At 54.1% G+C, this 17,864-nt stretch carries 20 protein-coding genes and 1 riboswitch; all 20 genes read left to right on the top strand.

Translation table 11 applies throughout. The features are described from left to right. Window positions 1-8 precede the first annotated feature (8 nt). Complete coding sequence (locus tag MN202_RS05510) at window positions 9-434, top strand: flagellar basal body-associated FliL family protein (RefSeq protein ID WP_335735092.1); 426 nt, start codon at window positions 9-11, stop codon at window positions 432-434. Window positions 435-443: 9 nt separating this feature from the next. Beyond that, window positions 444-1,160: a FliA/WhiG family RNA polymerase sigma factor gene (locus tag MN202_RS05505; RefSeq protein ID WP_335735091.1), complete on the top strand. Its 717-nt coding sequence runs from the start codon at window positions 444-446 to the stop codon at window positions 1,158-1,160. A gap of 19 nt (window positions 1,161-1,179) precedes the next feature. Continuing rightward, on the top strand, window positions 1,180-2,037 hold the full coding sequence (gene motA, locus MN202_RS05500; protein WP_335735090.1) for a flagellar motor stator protein MotA: 858 nt from the start codon (window positions 1,180-1,182) through the stop codon (window positions 2,035-2,037). Beyond that, on the top strand, window positions 2,037-3,038 hold the full coding sequence (locus MN202_RS05495; RefSeq protein WP_335735089.1) for a flagellar motor protein MotB: 1,002 nt from the start codon (window positions 2,037-2,039) through the stop codon (window positions 3,036-3,038). Before motA ends, MN202_RS05495 begins: the two co-directional genes overlap by 1 nt. Next, window positions 3,028-3,456, top strand: a complete 429-nt coding sequence (locus MN202_RS05490) for a PilZ domain-containing protein (RefSeq protein ID WP_335735088.1) — start codon at window positions 3,028-3,030, stop codon at window positions 3,454-3,456. Before MN202_RS05495 ends, MN202_RS05490 begins: the two co-directional genes overlap by 11 nt. A 4-nt stretch (window positions 3,457-3,460) precedes the next feature. Then, window positions 3,461-4,327: a FliM/FliN family flagellar motor switch protein gene (locus tag MN202_RS05485; RefSeq protein ID WP_335735087.1), complete on the top strand. Its 867-nt coding sequence runs from the start codon at window positions 3,461-3,463 to the stop codon at window positions 4,325-4,327. After that, window positions 4,324-4,680 carry a FliM/FliN family flagellar motor switch protein gene (locus MN202_RS05480; RefSeq protein ID WP_335735086.1) on the top strand — a complete coding sequence of 119 codons (357 nt, stop codon included), beginning with the start codon at window positions 4,324-4,326 and terminating at the stop codon, window positions 4,678-4,680. The genes MN202_RS05485 and MN202_RS05480 overlap by 4 nt, the downstream gene beginning before the upstream one ends. A 1-nt stretch (window position 4,681) precedes the next feature. Beyond that, entirely contained in the window at window positions 4,682-5,428 is a 747-nt protein-coding gene (gene fliP, locus MN202_RS05475) for a flagellar type III secretion system pore protein FliP (protein WP_335735085.1), read from the top strand. Continuing rightward, complete coding sequence (locus MN202_RS05470; protein WP_335735084.1) at window positions 5,425-5,694, top strand: flagellar biosynthetic protein FliQ; 270 nt, start codon at window positions 5,425-5,427, stop codon at window positions 5,692-5,694. Before fliP ends, MN202_RS05470 begins: the two co-directional genes overlap by 4 nt. Next, complete coding sequence (gene fliR, locus MN202_RS05465) at window positions 5,691-6,470, top strand: flagellar biosynthetic protein FliR (protein ID WP_335735083.1); 780 nt, start codon at window positions 5,691-5,693, stop codon at window positions 6,468-6,470. The genes MN202_RS05470 and fliR overlap by 4 nt, the downstream gene beginning before the upstream one ends. Window positions 6,471-6,473: 3 nt before the next feature. Continuing rightward, window positions 6,474-7,625: a flagellar biosynthesis protein FlhB gene (gene flhB / locus MN202_RS05460; protein ID WP_335735082.1), complete on the top strand. Its 1,152-nt coding sequence runs from the start codon at window positions 6,474-6,476 to the stop codon at window positions 7,623-7,625. A gap of 3 nt (window positions 7,626-7,628) precedes the next feature. Beyond that, entirely contained in the window at window positions 7,629-9,698 is a 2,070-nt protein-coding gene (gene flhA, locus MN202_RS05455) for a flagellar biosynthesis protein FlhA (RefSeq protein ID WP_335735081.1), read from the top strand. Window positions 9,699-10,002: 304 nt separating this feature from the next. Then, window positions 10,003-10,094, top strand: a riboswitch (cyclic di-GMP riboswitch). A gap of 161 nt (window positions 10,095-10,255) precedes the next feature. Beyond that, entirely contained in the window at window positions 10,256-11,125 is an 870-nt protein-coding gene (locus MN202_RS05450; RefSeq protein ID WP_335735080.1) for an OmpA family protein, read from the top strand. Continuing rightward, a complete protein-coding gene (locus MN202_RS05445; RefSeq protein ID WP_335735079.1) occupies window positions 11,122-12,435 on the top strand; it encodes a sigma-54-dependent transcriptional regulator in 1,314 nt (437 codons plus the stop codon). The genes MN202_RS05450 and MN202_RS05445 overlap by 4 nt, the downstream gene beginning before the upstream one ends. 11 nt (window positions 12,436-12,446) lie before the next feature. Next, entirely contained in the window at window positions 12,447-12,764 is a 318-nt protein-coding gene (fliE, locus tag MN202_RS05440; RefSeq protein ID WP_335735078.1) for a flagellar hook-basal body complex protein FliE, read from the top strand. A 9-nt stretch (window positions 12,765-12,773) separates the two neighbouring features. Further along, complete coding sequence (gene fliF, locus MN202_RS05435; RefSeq protein WP_335735077.1) at window positions 12,774-14,501, top strand: flagellar basal-body MS-ring/collar protein FliF; 1,728 nt, start codon at window positions 12,774-12,776, stop codon at window positions 14,499-14,501. Next, complete coding sequence (locus tag MN202_RS05430; protein ID WP_335735076.1) at window positions 14,482-15,501, top strand: FliG C-terminal domain-containing protein; 1,020 nt, start codon at window positions 14,482-14,484, stop codon at window positions 15,499-15,501. The genes fliF and MN202_RS05430 overlap by 20 nt, the downstream gene beginning before the upstream one ends. Window positions 15,502-15,503: 2 nt before the next feature. Continuing rightward, the gene (locus MN202_RS05425; protein WP_335735075.1) at window positions 15,504-16,142 is read left to right on the top strand and encodes a FliH/SctL family protein; all 639 of its coding nucleotides are present in this window, start codon (window positions 15,504-15,506) and stop codon (window positions 16,140-16,142) included. Continuing rightward, window positions 16,129-17,448: a FliI/YscN family ATPase gene (locus tag MN202_RS05420; protein ID WP_335735074.1), complete on the top strand. Its 1,320-nt coding sequence runs from the start codon at window positions 16,129-16,131 to the stop codon at window positions 17,446-17,448. Before MN202_RS05425 ends, MN202_RS05420 begins: the two co-directional genes overlap by 14 nt. Before the next feature lies 1 nt (window position 17,449). After that, window positions 17,450-17,863: a hypothetical protein gene (locus MN202_RS05415; RefSeq protein WP_335735073.1), complete on the top strand. Its 414-nt coding sequence runs from the start codon at window positions 17,450-17,452 to the stop codon at window positions 17,861-17,863. Window position 17,864 lies beyond the last annotated feature (1 nt).

Raw genomic sequence — 17,864 nt, 5'->3', positions numbered from 1 at the left:
ACGTGTAAATGCGAATTTTAATGTTAGTGATAGCGGCGGCAATACTGCTGGCAGCCGGAGGTGGCGGCGCTTACTACCTGTTGTCAAAGCAGCAGGCCACCGTGGCCGAGCTGCAGAAAACCCAGTTTTTTCCGTTAGAGCGCTTTGTGATCAGTGTTGATAGCGCCCAGCATTCGCGTTACCTAGTGTTAGAACTGACGCTACTGAGCCACGACAGTCAGGTTATGGCGCAGTTACCCGATGCCACGCCGCTGCTGCGCAATGCGCTGGTTGAGCATTTTAGCAATGTCAGCCACAGCGAGGTAAAAAGCGGCTTTAAAGATATTCCAGCCATGCAGCAGGCGTTGCTGGACAAATTTAACCACACGTTGCGCCAGCACAGCCTCAGCTACCAGCTAGAGCAAGTGCTGGTGACTAATGTGTTTATTCAGTAAGGCGGCACTATGCTGGCACTCACGCCCTGGCCTGAACCGGATAACAGCAGCTTTACGCTAAGTCCGGCGCAGGAATCCCGTTTACTGCAACGCTACAGCTATCTGGTGAAGCGCGCGGCAGCGCATTTGCGCAGCCTGGTTGGCAGTATGGTGGACAAAGACGATTTACAGCAGATTGGCTTGATGGGATTGCTCAGTGCGCTGCGTCGCTATGGCCGCGAAGTGGACGAGCAGTTTGAGTCTTATGCCTTTAAACGTATCCGCGGTGCCATGCTGGATGAGTTTCGCCGCACCGACTGGCGGCCACGGCAACTGCGGCAACAGGCCCATCAATTGCGTGATAAAAGCCGTGAGTTAACACGCGAGCTGGGCCGGGTGCCTACCGACGACGAGCTGTGCGCGGCGCTGGATATTGATCAGCAAACCTTTCTGGAGCTGCAGTATGTTGGCCAGGCCGAAGCGATGGAAAGCCTGGACCTGCTGCTGGAGCAACAAAGCGAAAGCCAGCTTGGCAGCACCAGTTTGAACCAGCTGGAACTGAAACTATCGCTGAAAAAGGCCATGGCGTCATTGCCAGAGCGCAACAAGCTACTGCTGCAGCTGTATTACAGCCATGAACTGAATATGAAAGAAATTGCACTGGTACTGCAATTGACAGAATCACGCGTTTGTCAGTTGCACAAACAGTCGGTAGAGCTGCTCAGCAAAAAGCTGGCGCAGTGGTAAGGGTACAGGAAGCAGACGTATGCAAAAAATAGTGGGTTTTATTATCGTATTGGCTACCGTGATCGGCGGTTATATGTTTGCCGGTGGTAATGTGGCAACCTTATGGCAACCAGCTGAATTTCTTATTATTTTTGGTGCTGGATTTGGCGCTTTGGTAGTGGGGAACTCGTCCTATGTGCTAAAAGAAATGTGGGCGCAGCTGACGGCACAGTTTAAACCGCAAAAAAACAGCGCTGCGATGTACCGCGAATTACTGCTGACCATGTACAGCCTGCTGGATCTGGCCAAAAGCAAAGGTTTAAGAGCGCTGGACGAGCATGTGGAGAACCCGCAAACCAGCTCCATCTTTCTGGCTTACCCCTTGGTGCTGGAACATGAAGCCCTGGTAACCTTTGTTTGCGACAACCTGCGCCTGATGAGCATGGGCAAACTGAACGCCCATGATTTTGACAGCCTGCTGGAGCAGGAAATTTACACTATCGAGCAGCAAAAACTGAAACCCTCGTCAGCAATGGCCACTATTGCCGAAGCGATGCCGGGCTTTGGTATTCTGGCTGCGGTGGGCGGCATAATTATTACCATGCAGCATCTGGACGGGCCGCTGAGCAATATCGGTTACCACGTAGCCGCTGCGTTAGTGGGGACCTTTATTGGTATTTTCGGCTGTTACTGCCTGATGGCACCGCTGGGCTCAGCGATGGAGCAGTACGTTAAAAAACAGGTAGCACTGCTGGAATGTGTGCGGGCAATACTGGTGGCGCATGCCAAAGGCCATGTGGCGTTAATTGCTACCGATTCCGGCCGGCGCATTATCAATGAAGAGCTGAAACCATCGTTTACTACGATGGAGCAGTGGATCAATGATAAGGCCGCCTGATGAACAGTTCGCCGGTTATTATCAAACGCAATTTACGCAGCCACGCCAAAGCCAAAGCGGGCGGAGCCTGGAAAGTCGCCTTCGCTGACTTTACGCTGGCGATGATGGCATTTTTTATGGTGCTGTGGATTTTAGAAGTGTCCAACATCAAAGAGCGCGCCGAAATTGCCAACTATATGCGTACCCACTCCATCTTCGATGGCAGCCCGGACCCCTTTAAACCGGGCAACAGCCCGTTTCCGGTTGATTTAGGCGGCACGCCGTCGATAGTGGATAAACACTCAGCCAATGCGCTGCCACCGGATAACCCTTTACCTGGCATGTCGGAATATCTGCAGGTGCCCTCGGGTGATGACCGGCCGCTGGCCGGCAAAGGCGACAAGCTTAATTCACTGGTAGACGGCCAGTTTGACAGCCCGGCGCAGCTCAGTTTGCTGTTGCAGGCGTTTGAGCAACTGGCGGCCGAACAGCTGGCACAGGCGCATATTCAGCTGGATATAGTGCCATCCGGTCTGCGGGTGATTATCCGCGACAGCAAAGAGCGGCAAATGTTTGTCCGTGGCCAGATGCATATGACACCGTTTTTTGAAGACTTGCTGCTAAGCCTGGGCACGGTGTTTCAGAAAGTGCAAAACAAGCTGATTATCTCCGGCCATACCGATAACACCGCCTTTAGCGGCAGTCAGTACAGCAACTGGGAGCTGTCAGGTGATCGTGCCTTGCAGGCCCGGCAGGTGCTGGCAGCCGGTGGTATGCCAGCGCAGCGCGTTGCGCAGGTGGCGGCGTTTTCTGCTACCCGCCCGTTGAACGAGCAGCAACCGCAAAGCAGCGCCAACCGCCGTATTGAACTGCTTATTCTGACCAGCAGCGCCGAAGCCGAACTGAACAAACTGTTTGCACCGCAACAGAGCGGCAGTGCGTTGCAGCAGGCAGAGCGGGCGGCTGAGCGTAATCAGCCGGTTGGCCGCAGTGGGCTGGAGGTGTTAACCGATGCAAATTAACAGCGATGCAAGCCGCCGTTATCTGCGCTGGTATTTTTGCACCGCCAGCCTGCCGCATGAACAACAGGCACAGGGCATACCGGTGAAGTTTTATCAAAGCGGTCTGTTTGGCAAACAAATTTGTCTGGCGGTGTTAAAAGACATCAGCCTTGGCGGTGCCGGCGTGCTGGTGCCGTTAAGCCGCCCCGTACCAGAGCTGATAACAGTGCAGTATGACAAAGACACCCGTATCGAGGCGGCAGTGGTGTACCGCCGCCAGGTGAGTGACAAGCTGGTGTTTTTAGGCTTGAGTTGGCGCGATAACAAGCGGCAACAACGGCTGAAGCTGCTGCGCAAGCTAAGTAAAAAGGCGCTGCGTGAGCAGCGGCTAAGCGACGCTGCGGCCAGCTTTATCTTTGAAGCACAGACAACAGAGTAACCGAATGAAAAAGTCTTCTTTACTGATCCCGGCACAGCACGCTGCTGACTTGGTTAGCGTCGCCTTAACGGCTGAGCAGCGCCGCTTTAATGCGGCCAGCCAGAATGCCAGACCTTTGTTAGCCGACCTGGCCCGGCAAATGGAAGCCGAGCTGGGCCGGCTGCTGACCGACATCGATTTTAGTATTGAACTGAATGTGTGTCAGGGCTCGGCGCTGGACAGTTATCTGGCTGAACCGGGGCGGATTTTATTGCAATGCCCGGTGCTGGTGCCGGCAGATAACCATTGTTATCTGGCGCTGGACTATACCAGCATTCATCACCTGGCTGATTTAGCTTTGGGCGGGCAGCTTAGCAAAGTAGTGGATACGCAAAGTAAAGCAGAGCTTAGTCAGTCCGAGATGCGCATCTGTAACCGGGTAGCGCAGCGGCAGATCCAGGCGATTCAGCAGTTACTGTTTTGTGAGCATTCTGTTTTGCCGGTCAGCATAGTGCAGCAGCCGCCTGCTGCCTTGCAGTGTATTGCCCTGAAAGTACGGCTACTGCTTGAACAGGATGCTATCAGCTGGTTTCTCTGGTTGCCGCTGGCGTTTTTTAGCGCCCCGGCGGTTAACCGCAGCAGCGGCGCGGCAGTAGATTTGTCGCAGTGGCCACAGATCCCGGTGCAGTGCCGGGTAGAAATGGCGCGCAAAAAAGTCAGCCTGCGGCAGTTACGCGATTGTATGGCCGGGCAGATCCTGCCAATTGAATTAAACGGCGCCATGAGCTGGCAGCTGAATCACACCACTTTATTTCTGGGCAACGTTGCTGAAGATGACAACGGCCTGGTATTTCAGATCACCGATACGGTTAAGCGGGAGAAACAAGCATGAGTGAACAACTCAATGGTGGCAATGGCTTAGATGCAGCCCTGGCCGGTTTGGATATGTTAGATATGGATGATGTATTTACGCAGGACGCAGCGGCCGCCGCACCGGTTGACGGTTTGACGATGTTTCGTGATGTGCCGCTGACGGTAACGCTGGAAGTAGCCAGTGCGGAGATCACCTTGGGTGAGCTTAGCCGGGCCAGTGTTGGTGATGTATTACCGCTGAATAAAGCGGTCGGCGAAGCGCTGGATGTCAAAGTCAATGGCGTGCTGTTTGCCAAAGCCGAAGTGGTGATGGTAGATGGCAAGTATGGCCTGAAATTTCTGCAGACCGGTACTGCGGCGGAGCAGGCCTAACATGTGGCGCTTTGGCAGCTATCTGCTGTTGCTAACCCTGCTGTTGCTACCGCAACTGGCTGCAGCCAACGAGCTGACACTGTTGTCGGTGCGCGATGCCGACGGTGGCCAGGACTACAGTGTGAAGCTGCAAATTTTGCTGCTGATGACGGCGCTGAGCCTGATCCCCGGCATGTTAATGGTGCTGACCTCCTTTACCCGCATTGTCATCGTACTGGCTATTTTGCGCCAGGCGCTGGGTTTGCAGCAAAGCCCGCCCAACCGGGTGTTAATTGGTATTGCCATGATGCTGACGTTATTGATCATGCGCCCGGTGTGGCAGGACATTTACCACAATGCCTTTAAGCCGTTTCAGGCAGAGCAAATGACGCTGGAGCAGGCATTAGGGCGCGCCGAACAACCGCTCAGGCAGTTTATGCTGGCGCAAACCCGGGAAAACGAGTTGCATCAGGTATTGTTAATTGCCAAAGAGCCGACGACGATGGCCGCTGCAGATGTGCCCATTGAAGTGTTGATCCCGGCCTTTGTGCTCAGTGAGCTGACTACCGCGTTTCAGATCGGTTTTATGTTGTTTATTCCGTTTTTAATCATAGATTTAGTTGTGGCCAGTGTGCTGATGTCAATGGGTATGATGATGTTGTCGCCGCTGATAATCAGCCTGCCGTTTAAACTGATGATCTTTGTACTGGCCGATGGCTGGTCGATGGTGGCCGGTACCCTGGCCGGAACATTCGGAGCCATGCCATGAGTCCGGAACAGGCAACAGAGCTTATCGCACAGGCGGTATACACTATTATTCAGATGTTGCTGGTGCTGATCGTGCCCGGTTTGTTGCTCGGCATAGTGGTGGCGGTGTTTCAGGCTGCGACGTCAATTCAGGAGCAAACCCTGACATTTTTGCCGCGGATGCTGCTGACGCTGCTGATGGTGGTATTTACCGGTCACTGGCTAATTCAGACCTTACTAGCCTGGTTTAGTAATCTGGCGCAGATCATTCCCGGAGTCTTTGGGTGAACTCGCTGATTTCGCTCAGCAGTGCCGAGCTGATGAGCTGGATTGGCACGGTCTGGTGGCCTTTTGTCCGCCTGTCGGCTTTGCTATGGGCGATGCCGGTGTTTGATAACCCGGCGGTGATCCCACGGGCGCGCATTTTGCTGGCGGTATTCTTAAGTTTCTTAGTGGGCCCGGCATTGCCGGCTATGCCGGCGGTCGATCCGTTTTCGCTCGATGCGCTGGTGATAACCTTTGAGCAGCTGGCGTTTGGCCTGATGATGGGGCTGGCAGTGCGGATGTTATTTGAAGTGCTGGCGCTGACCGGCCTGCTGTTATCGATGCAGATGGGCCTGTCGATGGCGATGATGATGGACCCGGGTAGTGGCGATTCAACCTCTTTGCTCGGGCACCTGTTTTGGCTGATGACGGCGCTGCTGTTTTTTTCGCTGAACGGCCATTTGCTGACGCTGGCGGTACTGGTAGACAGCTTTACGTTGTGGCCGGTTGGTGCCGGTTTGTACCAGCTGAATATCGGCGTACTGCTGCAATTGTTTGGCTGGATGTTTGCCGCCGCCTTACTGGTCGCGTTGCCGGCGATTATTGCCATGTTGCTGGTTAATATGACGTTTGGTGTGGCCACCCGGGCTGCGCCGTCGCTGAATTTGTTTGTGCTGGGTTTTCCGATGACGCTGTTATTGGGCTTTGTTTGCGTGTTTTTAACCTTAGGCCAGACCGGTACTCAGTTTGCTGAGTTAACCAGCCATGTGCTGCATAGCATGCGTCAGGTAATGGAGTAAGCGGTGGCCGAGCAAAATACCAGCCAGGAAAGAACCGAACAGCCTACCGAGAAACGGCTACGCAAAGCCCGTAAAGACGGCCAGGTGGCGCGTTCGAAAGAGCTGAACACCGCAGTGCTGTTAATGTTAGGTGTGGCGGGCCTGCTATGGTTTGCCCAATTGCTGTTTAGCCTGTTTATGCAACTGATGCAAAGCAGCCTGCAGTTAAACCGTGACATGCTGGCGAATAATAAACTGATGCCGCTGGCTATAGGCCAGGCGCTGCTGGATATGCTCAGCGCCATGCTGCCCTTTTTGTTGCTGCTGTTTATCGGTATGTGGATTATTGGTGCCATGCCGGGTGGTTTTATATTCTCGGGCAGCTTGCTGGGGCCTAAATTCAGCCAGCTAAACCCGCTGGCGGGGTTAAAGCGCATGTTCAGTGCCAATGCACTGGTAGAGCTGCTGAAGTCGGTACTGAAAGTGCTGCTGCTTGGTGGCTGTCTGTATGGTTTTCTCAGCCAGCTCTGGACCCGGTTGTTGTTTTTACAACGTTTAGATTTGCAGCAGGCGATGCAGGAAGGCATAGCCCTGCTGGCACTGAGCCTGATGATTACCGTCACGCTGTTGTTACTGGTGGCGGCGGTGGATGTGCCGTACCAGCAGTATAAGGTGTCGTCGAAAGTGAAGATGACACGGCAGGAAGTGAAAGAAGAGCGTAAATCCTCTGACGGCAGCCCGGAGATTAAGGGCCGTATCCGCCAGATCCAGTTTCAGCTGGCCAACCGCCGTATTGAGGACAGGGTGCCTAAGGCCGATGTCATAGTGATGAACCCGACGCACTATGCGGTAGCGATACGTTACAGCGAAAAAGATGCCAAAGCGCCTTATGTTGTAGCCAAAGGCATTGACGAAATGGCGCTGCGGATTAAAGCCGTGGCGCAGCGGCACGAGGTTGAAGTACTGGAAGTACCGGTGCTGGCCCGGGCCATTTATTACTCCACCCGGGTTGATCAGGAAGTACCAAAAGGCCTGTACACCGCAGTGGCATATGTGCTGACTTATGTGATGCAGCTAAAAGCCTGGAAAAACGGCCGCGGTCGTCAGCCGGCGGCATTGCCGGCGCTGGAAATTCCGAAAAATCTGTTAGATAAAGCAAATGTCCGAGGTAGCTAAACCGTGAACTGGCGTATTCTCACTCAACCCTATACTGCTATACCTGTATTGTTGCTGGCGATCCTGGCGATGGTGGTATTGCCGCTGCCGGCCTGGTTACTGGACGTGCTATTTACCTTCAATATCGTCTTGTCGGTGATCGTGCTGCTGGTGGCGGTGTCGAGCAAAAAGCCACTGGATTTCTCGGTGTTTCCTACCGTATTGCTGGTGGCAACGCTAATGCGGCTGACACTGAATATTGCCTCAACCCGGGTGGTGTTGCTGCATGGCCATGAGGGCTCGGATGTGGCCGGCCGGGTAATTCAGGCCTTCGGTGAAGTGGTGATCGGCGGCAACTATGTGGTTGGTATGGTGGTGTTTGTCATACTGATGGTGATTAACTTTGTGGTGATCACCAAAGGCGGCGAGCGCATCTCTGAAGTGGCCGCCCGCTTTACGCTGGATGCGTTGCCCGGCAAGCAGATGGCCATAGATGCCGATTTAAACGCCGGCCTGATTGGCCCGGAGCAAGCCAAAGCGCGCCGCAGTGAGGTGTCGCGCGAAGCCGATTTTTACGGCTCGATGGATGGCGCATCCAAGTTTGTCCGCGGTGATGCCATCGCCGGTCTGATCATTCTGGTGATCAACTTATTAGGCGGTATCAGTATTGGCGTGTTTCAGCATGAGCTGAGCATGGCTGAAGCCTTCCAGCGTTTTGCGTTGCTTACCATAGGTGATGGCTTAGTAGCGCAGGTGCCATCATTACTGCTGGCGGTAGCGGCGGCCATTATCGTAACGCGGATGAACGATGAAGGCGAAATGTCGGATGAAGTGGGCCGGCAGTTGCTGGCATCGCCGCGCGTACTCTTTACTGCCGGCGGTGTGATGTTGCTGCTGGGGCTGGTGCCGGGCATGCCGGGCGTGGCCTTTATCGGCTTTGCGCTGCCCTTATTGTATGTCGCCTGGCGTTTACAGCGTGGCAGCAGCGCGGCACTGGATGCGGCCGAGCAACTGACCGAAACCATAATTCAAACACCGGCCAGCCTGAGCTGGGACGACATTCCTTATATCGATCGCATCTCGGTTGAGCTGGGGTTTCGTCTGGTGTATCTGGCCGACAAAGATAAAGGCGAAGAGCTGATCCAGACGCTGCGCGGTATTCGCAAAACGGTGTCAGAGCAGGCCGGCTTTTTGCTACCCGAAGTGCGGGTGCGTGACAATTTGCAGTTAAATCCGCAGGAATACCGCATTAAACTGGCCGGTGTGCCACTGGCCAGCGGCCGGCTAAACCCTCAGCAGTTGCTGGCACTGAATACCGGTGAAATCTATGGCCAGCTTGATGGTGAGATCACCCGGGATCCGGCCTATGGCCTGGAAGCGGTGTGGGTAGACAATGACAGCCGGGCTAAAGCACTTAATCTGGGTTATTCAGTGGTGGATTTAGCGACCGTCATCGCTACTCACGCCGGTAAAGTCATTAAAGAAAACCTGGCAGAGCTGTTTATCTATGAAGATGTCAAACAGCTGAACAAGCGCCTGGCCAGCGTTGCACCTGTGCTGGCTGAAGCGCTGGACAAAGCGTTAAGCGTGACAGTGCAGTTGAAAGTCTACCGTTTGCTGCTGCGCGAGCAGGTCAGCTTGGGCGATATTATTACCATAGCGACGACCTTGCTCGATAGCAGTGACGTTACTAAAGATCCTTTACTGTTAACTTCAGATGTCCGTTGTGCGCTGCAACGTGCGCTGGTACGGCAAATCAGCGGTGACAAAGATGAGCTGGCGGCGTTTACGCTGGATGACAAACTGGAGCAAACGCTGCTGGGAGCCCTTAATCAGGCGATGCAGGCCGGTAAAGTGGCACTGGATAGTTTTCCGGTGGCGCCAAATTTACTCAGCCAGTTTCAGCGCAATATGCCGTTAATTTGTAGTCAGATGCAGCAGCAAGGCTATCAGCCGGCACTGGTGGTGGTACCTCAGTTGCGGCCGTTGCTGGCGCGATATGCCCGCAGTTTTACCCAAAATAGCTTAGCGGTACTGTCGTATAACGAGGTGCCGGAGCAGGTAAGGGTTAATGTGCTGGGCGCGCTGGGATAAGCGCTGCTGCTGTCATCAGGCGGTAATAACCAGGCGCTATACTAGCTGTTTTGTTACTTTGCTTTTTGACTGAATATGTAAATAAAATGAATGGGCATTCAGCTATAAGATGGCATCTGGTCTGATCAGTTTGTTAGTCGAAAATGGCGAATGTTTAAAAAGTGTACAAAATAATCTGATGATCCTCAATGTGTTAGCGGATCTGTTGACAAAAGTAGCTTGCCTTACGAGGCTAATTTCGTTATCTTTTGCAGCATTCAGTTAAGGTTCATAAATCTTTCTCCTGGTTTGTGAACTGGTTAAGACAATTAAAAGGCAAACTGCACCGAAAGGGCAGGACGCAAAGCCTCCGGTCTACTACGTTGATTACAACGTTATGATAGCGGGGTTGCATTAGCTTAGCGCCATCCTTCGGATGCGCCTCTGGCTGCGCGGCTGCTCGTCGCACAATCAGACGCTTTTCTATGCAGTTTACCTTTTATTGCGCTTTTCCATTTGGGGCGGTTTTGGTGTCTATCACTGCCGTGGACAATTGTTGGCAATAAAAGGCTATCGATGTGACGTGGTTATATCTCGGTGTGTGGTCTGCGCTTTCTGTTGCTAATACAGCCTTAGCGGCTGTGCAGCAGCCGGCAGAGCAGGCGCAATGGCAACTAAGTGGAGACGCTTTTCAGTGCCAGCTGCAACAGCAAATCAGCGGGTTGGGACAGGTGCGTTTTATCCTGAACCCGGGCCAACCACTGCAATTACAACTTTCACTGGCGCAGCCGCATGACGCGCTGGAACAGGTCAGTGTCGCGGCCCGTGGCGCCGACTGGCAAGCCGCCAGTGCGCAGTGGTTAACCGAGCGCTATGTCGCAGAATTGTATCACCACAGTCAGGCCAGTTTTATCAAGGCCGCCTTACCCTTATTGCAACAAATTCAGGCTGGAGCCTGGCTGCATTTTTCAGTTGGCAACGCCAGCGTCGAACGTACTCTGCTGCTTAGCAGCACACATCCGGCACGCGCCGTGGCAGACTTTCAGGGCTGCGTGGCAAAGATGGCGCCGTTATCCTGGCAGCAGGCCAGACAACACGAACTGTATTTTAACACTGGCCGCTATCAGCTTGATGCCGAACAGTTGCAATGGCTGGGCAAACTGGCGCGCTATATCGCACTTGATCGCAAGGTGACGAAAATTTTGCTTGATGGTCACACCGATGATGTCGGAACGACGTTGGCTAACCGCTTATTGTCACAGCAACGTGCTGATGAAGTGGCGGCGCAATTGCTGGAACTTGGCGTACCGGCGACGATGCTGGAAGTGCGGGCGCACGGTAACCGCTACCCGCTGCAGCAAAGCCGTGGCACAGCTGAAGCAAACAACCGTCGCGTGTCACTGCGGCTGATCCGAACAACTGAGCTGGCAGGAGCAAACAAACCATGAGTCAGGCTTATGCATTATGGATAGATCAGCAGCAGGCTGATGCGGACGCAAAACGGGCTCTGGCAGCTGAAGGTTACCAGTTAGTCTGTTGTGCAGACGTCACTGAGGTGGTGACCCTGTGCCGCGATTATCAGCCAGCGTTAGTTTTTGTTGGCAGCACTATGGCGCAAATGCCTTTACCGGAACTGGTGGCGCTGCTGTCGCGTAAACTGCCATCGGCGCAAATTATCAGTATGGTAACCAGTGATCAAAGTGCGTTGGCATCAGATTCGCTGCAAAACGGCGCTATAGATTATCTGGTCAAACCCTTTTTTGCGGCGCAGCTGCAAACGTCGGTGCGCAATGCCACCGCAATGCGCCAGGGCTTAAAAGATTTAGTGGCGGTATCCCACGCCAGCCGGCAGATGCTGCAACTGGCGCACCGGGCGGCGCAAACTCAGGCGACTGTGCTGATTTTAGGTGAGTCAGGCACCGGCAAAGAGCGGCTGGCGCAGTTTATTCACCAGGCATCAGAGCGTGCCGACAAGCCTTTTATCGCGGTGAACTGTGCCGCAATCCCTGAGCATATGCTGGAGGCCATGCTGTTCGGCCACAACAAAGGTGCCTTTACCGGCGCGGTTAATCAGCAAATCGGTAAATTTGAGGCCGCCAACGGCGGCAGCATTTTGCTGGATGAAATTTCCGAGCTGCCACTGGCTCTGCAGGCCAAGTTGTTGCGGGTGTTGCAAGAGCGTGAAGTGGAGCGTTTAGGCAGCAACAGTCGCATTAAGCTGGATATCCGTGTCATAGCGGCCAGCAATAAAAACCTGCGCAGCCAGGTAGAGCAGGGCCTGTTTCGGGAAGACTTATTTTACCGGCTGGATGTATTGCCATTAAGCTGGCCGGCCCTGCGTGAGCGGCGCGACGACATCCTGCCGCTGGCAGAGTTTTTTCTGCAAAAGTATGGCAATGGAAAATACCGCTTAAGCCAGACGGCAGCTGATGTGATGCAGCAATACAACTGGCCGGGCAATGTGCGTGAACTTGAGAACGTGATGCAGCGCGCGCTGGTGATGGCACGGGGTATTGAGCTGCAGGTTGCCGATCTGAATTTACCGCATTGCCATCCACAGGCTGCGGCGTTTTGCGCCAGCTTATTAAAACAAAGCAAGAAAAATGCAGAGTTTGATTACATCCTCGATGTGCTGAATAAATTTAATGGCCATCGCACCCGCACTGCTGAGGCGCTGGGTGTCAGCACCCGGGCCTTACGTTACAAATTGGCTGCTATGCGTGAGCATGGTGTAGATATTGATGCATTAGCGTCTTAAGGATCCTTATTATGATTTCACCGCTAGATCGCCAGAGCCAGATGCTCGATGTTATGACCCGGTTGACGCAAGTAGCCGGCAATGAGGCTGTGACGCCAGCCAGTAATGAATCCGGTATCAGTACCGATTTCACCCAGGTTATCCGCTCGATTAACCAGCAACAGAATATTGCCGCTGATCTGATGACGGCGGTAGACACCGGCCAGAGTGACGATGTGGTGGGGGCTATGGTGGCCAGCCAGAAAGCCAGTCTGAGCTTTTCTATGCTGATGGAAGTACGCAACAAGGTACTCAGTGGTATTGACGATGTGATGCGGATGTCGCTGTAAGGGGCCGGAATGAAAGCTGAAGTGATTACAACAAACCCGCCGGTGCAAATCGAGGGTAATTTCCGCGAGAAGGTGATTAATTTATCCAACCGCTTTAGTTGGCTGCCCGGTGGTGACCGTAGCCTGGCATCGATTGCGTTGCTGGCGACGCTGGTTGCCGCCACCATAGTGCTGATCCTGTGGACTTCGGCGAAAAACTATGTGCCGTTGTATGGCAATCAGGAACACTACGATAAAGCCAGTATTCTGGAAATTCTCGACAAAGAAAAAGTGGCGTTTCGTATCGACACCGACACCGGCAATATTATGGTGCCGCAAGACCGGCTGGCCGATGCCCGTATTACGCTGGCCGCGCGTGGCATTAAAGCCGCTATGCCGGAAGGGCTGTCGACGATAGCGGATAAGGTGACCATGGGCACCAGCCAGTTTATGGAGTCTATGCACTATCAGCATGCGCTGGAAGGCGAGTTGGCCCGCACCATTATTACCATGGATGGCGTGCGTAACAGCCGGGTGCATCTGGCCGTGCCAAAACGAAATTTATTTGTTGGCCGGCAGGAAGAAAAGTCGGCTGCGTCAGTGATGGTTGATCTGGCACCGGGCTATGAGCTGAAAGCTGCCCAGGTAGAAGCCATTGTCAGCCTGATCAGCGGCAGTGTGCCGGGACTGGACCCGCGCAAGGTGTCGGTGGTTGATCAGCGCGGTAAATTGCTGACCGGTGAATTATATGACGATGCGCCTATCGGCAAAGAAACCGATAAAAAACTGGCGTTTATTCAAAAGCTTGAGCGCAATATTGAACAGCGGGCCGCCATCATGCTGCTGCCGATCCTCGGCGATGAAAATTTCCGTATTCAGGTATCGTCGGATGTTGATTTCAGTGTGGTAGAAGAAACCCGCGAAGCGATAGATCCTAACTCAGTGGTGCGCTCTGAAGCCATTAAAACGGACACCTTACAGGACCAGCTGGCGATGGGCATTCCGGGTGCTTTAGCCAATCAGCCGCCATTACCGGCCGACCAGCAAGCGGAAGACAACAATCAGCGCACTTCTGAGCGTAATGAAAGCAGCCGTCAGTTTGATAATGGCCGGGCGGTAACCCATACCCGCTTTGAAGTAGGGCGCCTGAAGTCAATGAGCGTATCGGTATTGGTTAATCAGGCTGCGGCAGCAGATACCGGCTGGAGCGATGAGCAGTTGCAGCAGCTGGGCGAGATGGTAAAAACCGCCACCGGCTTTCAGGCTGAGCGCGGCGACCAGTTTAATATCACCAGTTTTGCTTTTGTTGCGCCGCTAAGCAGTGAAACATTGCAGCAGGGCCTGCCGTGGTGGCAGCTGCCTGAAGTAAAAGAATATGCCCGTTATATCTTTGGCACGTTAATCGCGTTGGCGCTGATCCTGTTTGGTGTACGGCCACTGGTAAACCACCTGGTGCAGGGCAAAAAAGGCCGGGTTAGCGACGACAGTGTCACCGACTTTAGCCGTGTCGAAAACACTGAGGTGCCGGCGCTAAATGCCAAACTGAGCGCCCAGAGCAGTGCACAGCAAGCGGCCAACAACGCCGACAGTAGCACCAGTAACGCGCTGAGTGGCATACCGTTGCCGCAATTAGGCTCAGAATTTGCTGAACAAATTTCCCATATGCAAATGCTGGCCAGCAAAGAATCTGAGCGTGTTACGGCAGTGATCAAATATTGGGTAGAGCGAGGAGTCAGCGTTGAATCAACTAAGGTCTGAACATAGCCACAACATTACCGATCTGGATCGTGCTGCCATTTTGCTGCTCAGTATGGGCGAGGAAAATGCCGCTGGTATTATCAAGAAGCTGAGCCGGCACGAAGTCAAAGCCTTGTCAGAACGGATGGCAAAAATCAGCAACGTCACCCAGGATGATGTGGCAGTGATTTTAAACGACTTTTTTGACTGCTACCGCAATGAAAGCGGTGTTAGCGGTGCGTCCAGGCTGTATCTGGAGCGGGCGCTGGACAAGGCGGTTGGCCGTAAGTTAGCGCGTGGCATGCTGGACGATATTTATGGTGGCGCGCTGGCGGATGATATCCGCCGGTTAGAATGGGTGCCGCCGGAGCTGTTAGCACGTTTTCTCGAGCAGGAACATTTGCAGATGCAGGCATTGTTGCTGGCGTTTTTGCCGTCCGAGCAGGCCAGTGCCGTGATAGCGCTGTTTCCGAAGCAAAAACATGACGACATCCTGTACCGCATCGCCAGCTTGCGCGAAGTCAGTGAGCATGTGATGGACGACTTGCGCCATACACTGGAGGCCTGTATCGAGTTTGTCGGCGAACAGGTCGGTGCCCGGGTAAATGGCGTGGAAAAGGTCGCCGAAATTATCAATCGTTATAACGGTAACAAAGCCGAAATCATGGACCTGCTAAAGCTGCATGATGAGCAAATGGCAGAAGCGGTGCAGGATAAAATGTACGACTTTATCTCGCTGGCGCGGCAAAGCGAAGATGTGCTGGCCTATCTGCTGAATGAAATTCCCGACGAGCTGTGGGTGGTGGCGCTAAAAGGCTGTGACCCAACCATGCTGGATAACATTATGGCGGCGTTGCCCAAACGCCTGGCACAGGTGTATCGCCAGCAGATCGACAGCACCAAAGCACAGACGGTTAGCAAAGTGGAAGCGGCGCGCGGCGAAATTATGCAGATGATCCGTCAGATGATGGCCAAAGGCGAAGTGGATTATCGCCTGTATGAAGAAGCGACGGTAGGCTGAGTATGTCACAAAGCTATCGCTTTCCCGGCGTCAGCCGCGAGCTAAGCCAGCCGGACCTGCAGCAGCAGTTGCGCCAGGCTTACGAGCGTGGCGTAGAGGAAGGTAAGCAGCAGGGCCTTATCCAGGGCCGGCAACAGGCAGAACAGCAGGCGCTGGAGCAGGCGCAGCAACAGCTGCAACAACAACAGCAGCAGCACCTGATGCAGTTAAAACAGCAGTTTTCCGCGCAGTTGCAGCAACTTAGCCAGCAACTCAGCACAACACAGCAGGTGCAGCAACAGCACCTGACACAGCAGCTGTCAGAGCTTATCGCCACGCTGGCCCGCAGCACTCTGGATGCTGAGCTGACGCTGTGTAGCAGCCATTTAAAACGCGCCATCGAACACTGTTTAACGCTGCTGCAGCTGGAAGAGCAGATAACCGCGATCCATCTGGCGCCGGCCGATTTGGCGCTGTGGCAGCAGCTGGAAATTGATTTACTGGGAGAAGTGAAATTGCAGGCTGATCCGCAACTGCAACCTGGTTGTGCCGAGTTTGTTGGCATATCGCAGCTGCACTTATTGGATTTTCGCCAGCGGTTGGATGCCATGTTACCGCAGCTGGAGCAGCTGTTATTGAGCAATACCGATGCAGCTGTCTGAGCGCCTGAGTCAGTTAGCCGGCCAGCTTAAACCGGCGCCGCTGTTACAAAGCTTTGGCCGTCTGGTGCGGGTCAACGGTATGCTGCTTACGGTCGCCGGCGGCCGCTATACGCTGGGCCAGCGTTATCAGGTACAAACACCAAATGCTGGCTGGGCAGAAGCCGAAGTCGTCGGCTTTGACGGCCAACAGGCATTTTTAATGCCGCTTACCGATGTCAGTAGCCTCAGTACCGGCGCCAGAGTCAGACCGGCAGCGGCCGGTCAGGCGTTGCTGGTGAGTAAAGGCTTACTGGGTAGGGTGGTGGATGGCCTGCTGCAGCCATTAGATGGCAAAACGCCGCTGCTACAAGGCGAGCCGATCAGCAGTCAGCTGGCGGCCGTCAATCCGATGCAAAAAAAAGGTGTAACCACGCCGCTTGATGTCGGTGTGAAGGCGATTAATGGCTTATTTACGGTAGGGCAGGGCCAGCGGCTGGGGTTATTTGCCGGCTCTGGCGTCGGCAAAAGCAAGCTGCTGGGTATGATGACGCGTTTTACCACCGCTGATGTTGTGATCGTCGGGCTGGTTGGCGAGCGCGGCTGGGAAGTTAAAGACTTTATCGAACACAGTTTAGGGCCAGAGGGCATGAAAAAAGCGGTAGTGGTCGCCGCGCCGGCCGATCAATCGCCGCTGCTGCGCATGCGTACCGCCGAACTGGCGCACCGGCTGGCCGCCTGGTATCGCGATCAGGGCCTGCATGTACTGTTGCTGGTCGACTCGTTAACCCGTTATGCCCAGGCGCAACGTGAAATAGCGCTTTCTGTCGGCGAGCCACCGGCTACCCGCGGTTATCCGCCATCGGTGTTTAGTAAACTGACACAACTGGTTGAACGCGCCGGCAACAGCAGTAGCAGCAATGGCAGTATGACCGCTATTTATACCGTACTGGCCGAAGGGGACGACCAACAGGACCCGATTGCTGATGCGGCCCGCGCCATTCTGGACGGCCACATCGTATTAAGCCGCGAGCTGGCAGAGCGTGGCCATTATCCGGCGATTGATATCGGCGCCTCTATCAGCCGGGTAATGCCAAATATCGTCAGTGAGCTGCAACTTAAAAGCTGCTACAGCTTAAAACGCTTGTACAGTCGCTATCAGCAGGTACAAGAGCTGATCCCGTTAGGTGCCTATCAAAGTGGCAAAGACAGCGAGTTAGATCGGGCGGTAAACCTGTACCCGAAAATTGAGCAGTTTCTGACTCAGGGGTTGAATGAGCAGGTTGATTTTGCCGAAACCGAACTGCTGCTGGCCGGCCTGGTGAACTAAGATGCTGAAAAAATACTTGCAAACGCAACAGGATAATTTCGATTTGATGCGCAGCCGTTTTAGCCAGTTGCAACAGCTGGCCGAGCAGGAGCAGCAGCGCAGCCGCTTACTCAGCCAGCATATCAACGGCATGGAAAGCAGTGAGCAGATGGCCTGCAGCCTGAGTCTGCAAAACTTATCCGGCTTAAAAGGCCTGATGCACGATATGGCAGCGCAACAGCAATTGCGCAGCGAGGCAGCCTTGCAGGAAGCCAACCGCCAGCAACAGGCCTGCAATAAACAAGCGGCTTACAATCTGGCGATTGCTCAGTTGTTAGAGCAGCGGCAACAGCGGCAACAGCTAAAGCAGCAGCGGCAGGAGCAAAAACTGCAGGATGAAATTGCCATGCAGATGCTGCAGCGTCTGCCGCTTTAAG

This window comes from Rheinheimera muenzenbergensis (assembly GCF_036984005.1).
Lineage (GTDB): Bacteria > Pseudomonadota > Gammaproteobacteria > Enterobacterales > Alteromonadaceae > Alishewanella > Alishewanella muenzenbergensis.
Note: the sequence above shows the minus strand (reverse complement) of the source record. Positions and strands in the feature narration are given on the sequence as shown.

What these genes read in the sequence shown, in the direction of transcription:
- MN202_RS05510 (WP_335735092.1), top strand. Translation starts at nt 9, where the DNA reads ATGCGAATTTTAATGTTAGTGATAGCGGCGGCAATACTGCTGGCAGCC.
- MN202_RS05505 (WP_335735091.1), top strand. Translation starts at nt 444, where the DNA reads ATGCTGGCACTCACGCCCTGGCCTGAACCGGATAACAGCAGCTTTACG.
- motA (WP_335735090.1), top strand. Translation starts at nt 1,180, where the DNA reads ATGCAAAAAATAGTGGGTTTTATTATCGTATTGGCTACCGTGATCGGC.
- MN202_RS05495 (WP_335735089.1), top strand. Translation starts at nt 2,037, where the DNA reads ATGAACAGTTCGCCGGTTATTATCAAACGCAATTTACGCAGCCACGCC.
- MN202_RS05490 (WP_335735088.1), top strand. Translation starts at nt 3,028, where the DNA reads ATGCAAATTAACAGCGATGCAAGCCGCCGTTATCTGCGCTGGTATTTT.
- MN202_RS05485 (WP_335735087.1), top strand. Translation starts at nt 3,461, where the DNA reads ATGAAAAAGTCTTCTTTACTGATCCCGGCACAGCACGCTGCTGACTTG.
- MN202_RS05480 (WP_335735086.1), top strand. Translation starts at nt 4,324, where the DNA reads ATGAGTGAACAACTCAATGGTGGCAATGGCTTAGATGCAGCCCTGGCC.
- fliP (WP_335735085.1), top strand. Translation starts at nt 4,682, where the DNA reads ATGTGGCGCTTTGGCAGCTATCTGCTGTTGCTAACCCTGCTGTTGCTA.
- MN202_RS05470 (WP_335735084.1), top strand. Translation starts at nt 5,425, where the DNA reads ATGAGTCCGGAACAGGCAACAGAGCTTATCGCACAGGCGGTATACACT.
- MN202_RS05445 (WP_335735079.1), top strand. Translation starts at nt 11,122, where the DNA reads ATGAGTCAGGCTTATGCATTATGGATAGATCAGCAGCAGGCTGATGCG.
- fliE (WP_335735078.1), top strand. Translation starts at nt 12,447, where the DNA reads ATGATTTCACCGCTAGATCGCCAGAGCCAGATGCTCGATGTTATGACC.
- fliF (WP_335735077.1), top strand. Translation starts at nt 12,774, where the DNA reads ATGAAAGCTGAAGTGATTACAACAAACCCGCCGGTGCAAATCGAGGGT.
- MN202_RS05425 (WP_335735075.1), top strand. Translation starts at nt 15,504, where the DNA reads ATGTCACAAAGCTATCGCTTTCCCGGCGTCAGCCGCGAGCTAAGCCAG.
- MN202_RS05420 (WP_335735074.1), top strand. Translation starts at nt 16,129, where the DNA reads ATGCAGCTGTCTGAGCGCCTGAGTCAGTTAGCCGGCCAGCTTAAACCG.
- MN202_RS05415 (WP_335735073.1), top strand. Translation starts at nt 17,450, where the DNA reads ATGCTGAAAAAATACTTGCAAACGCAACAGGATAATTTCGATTTGATG.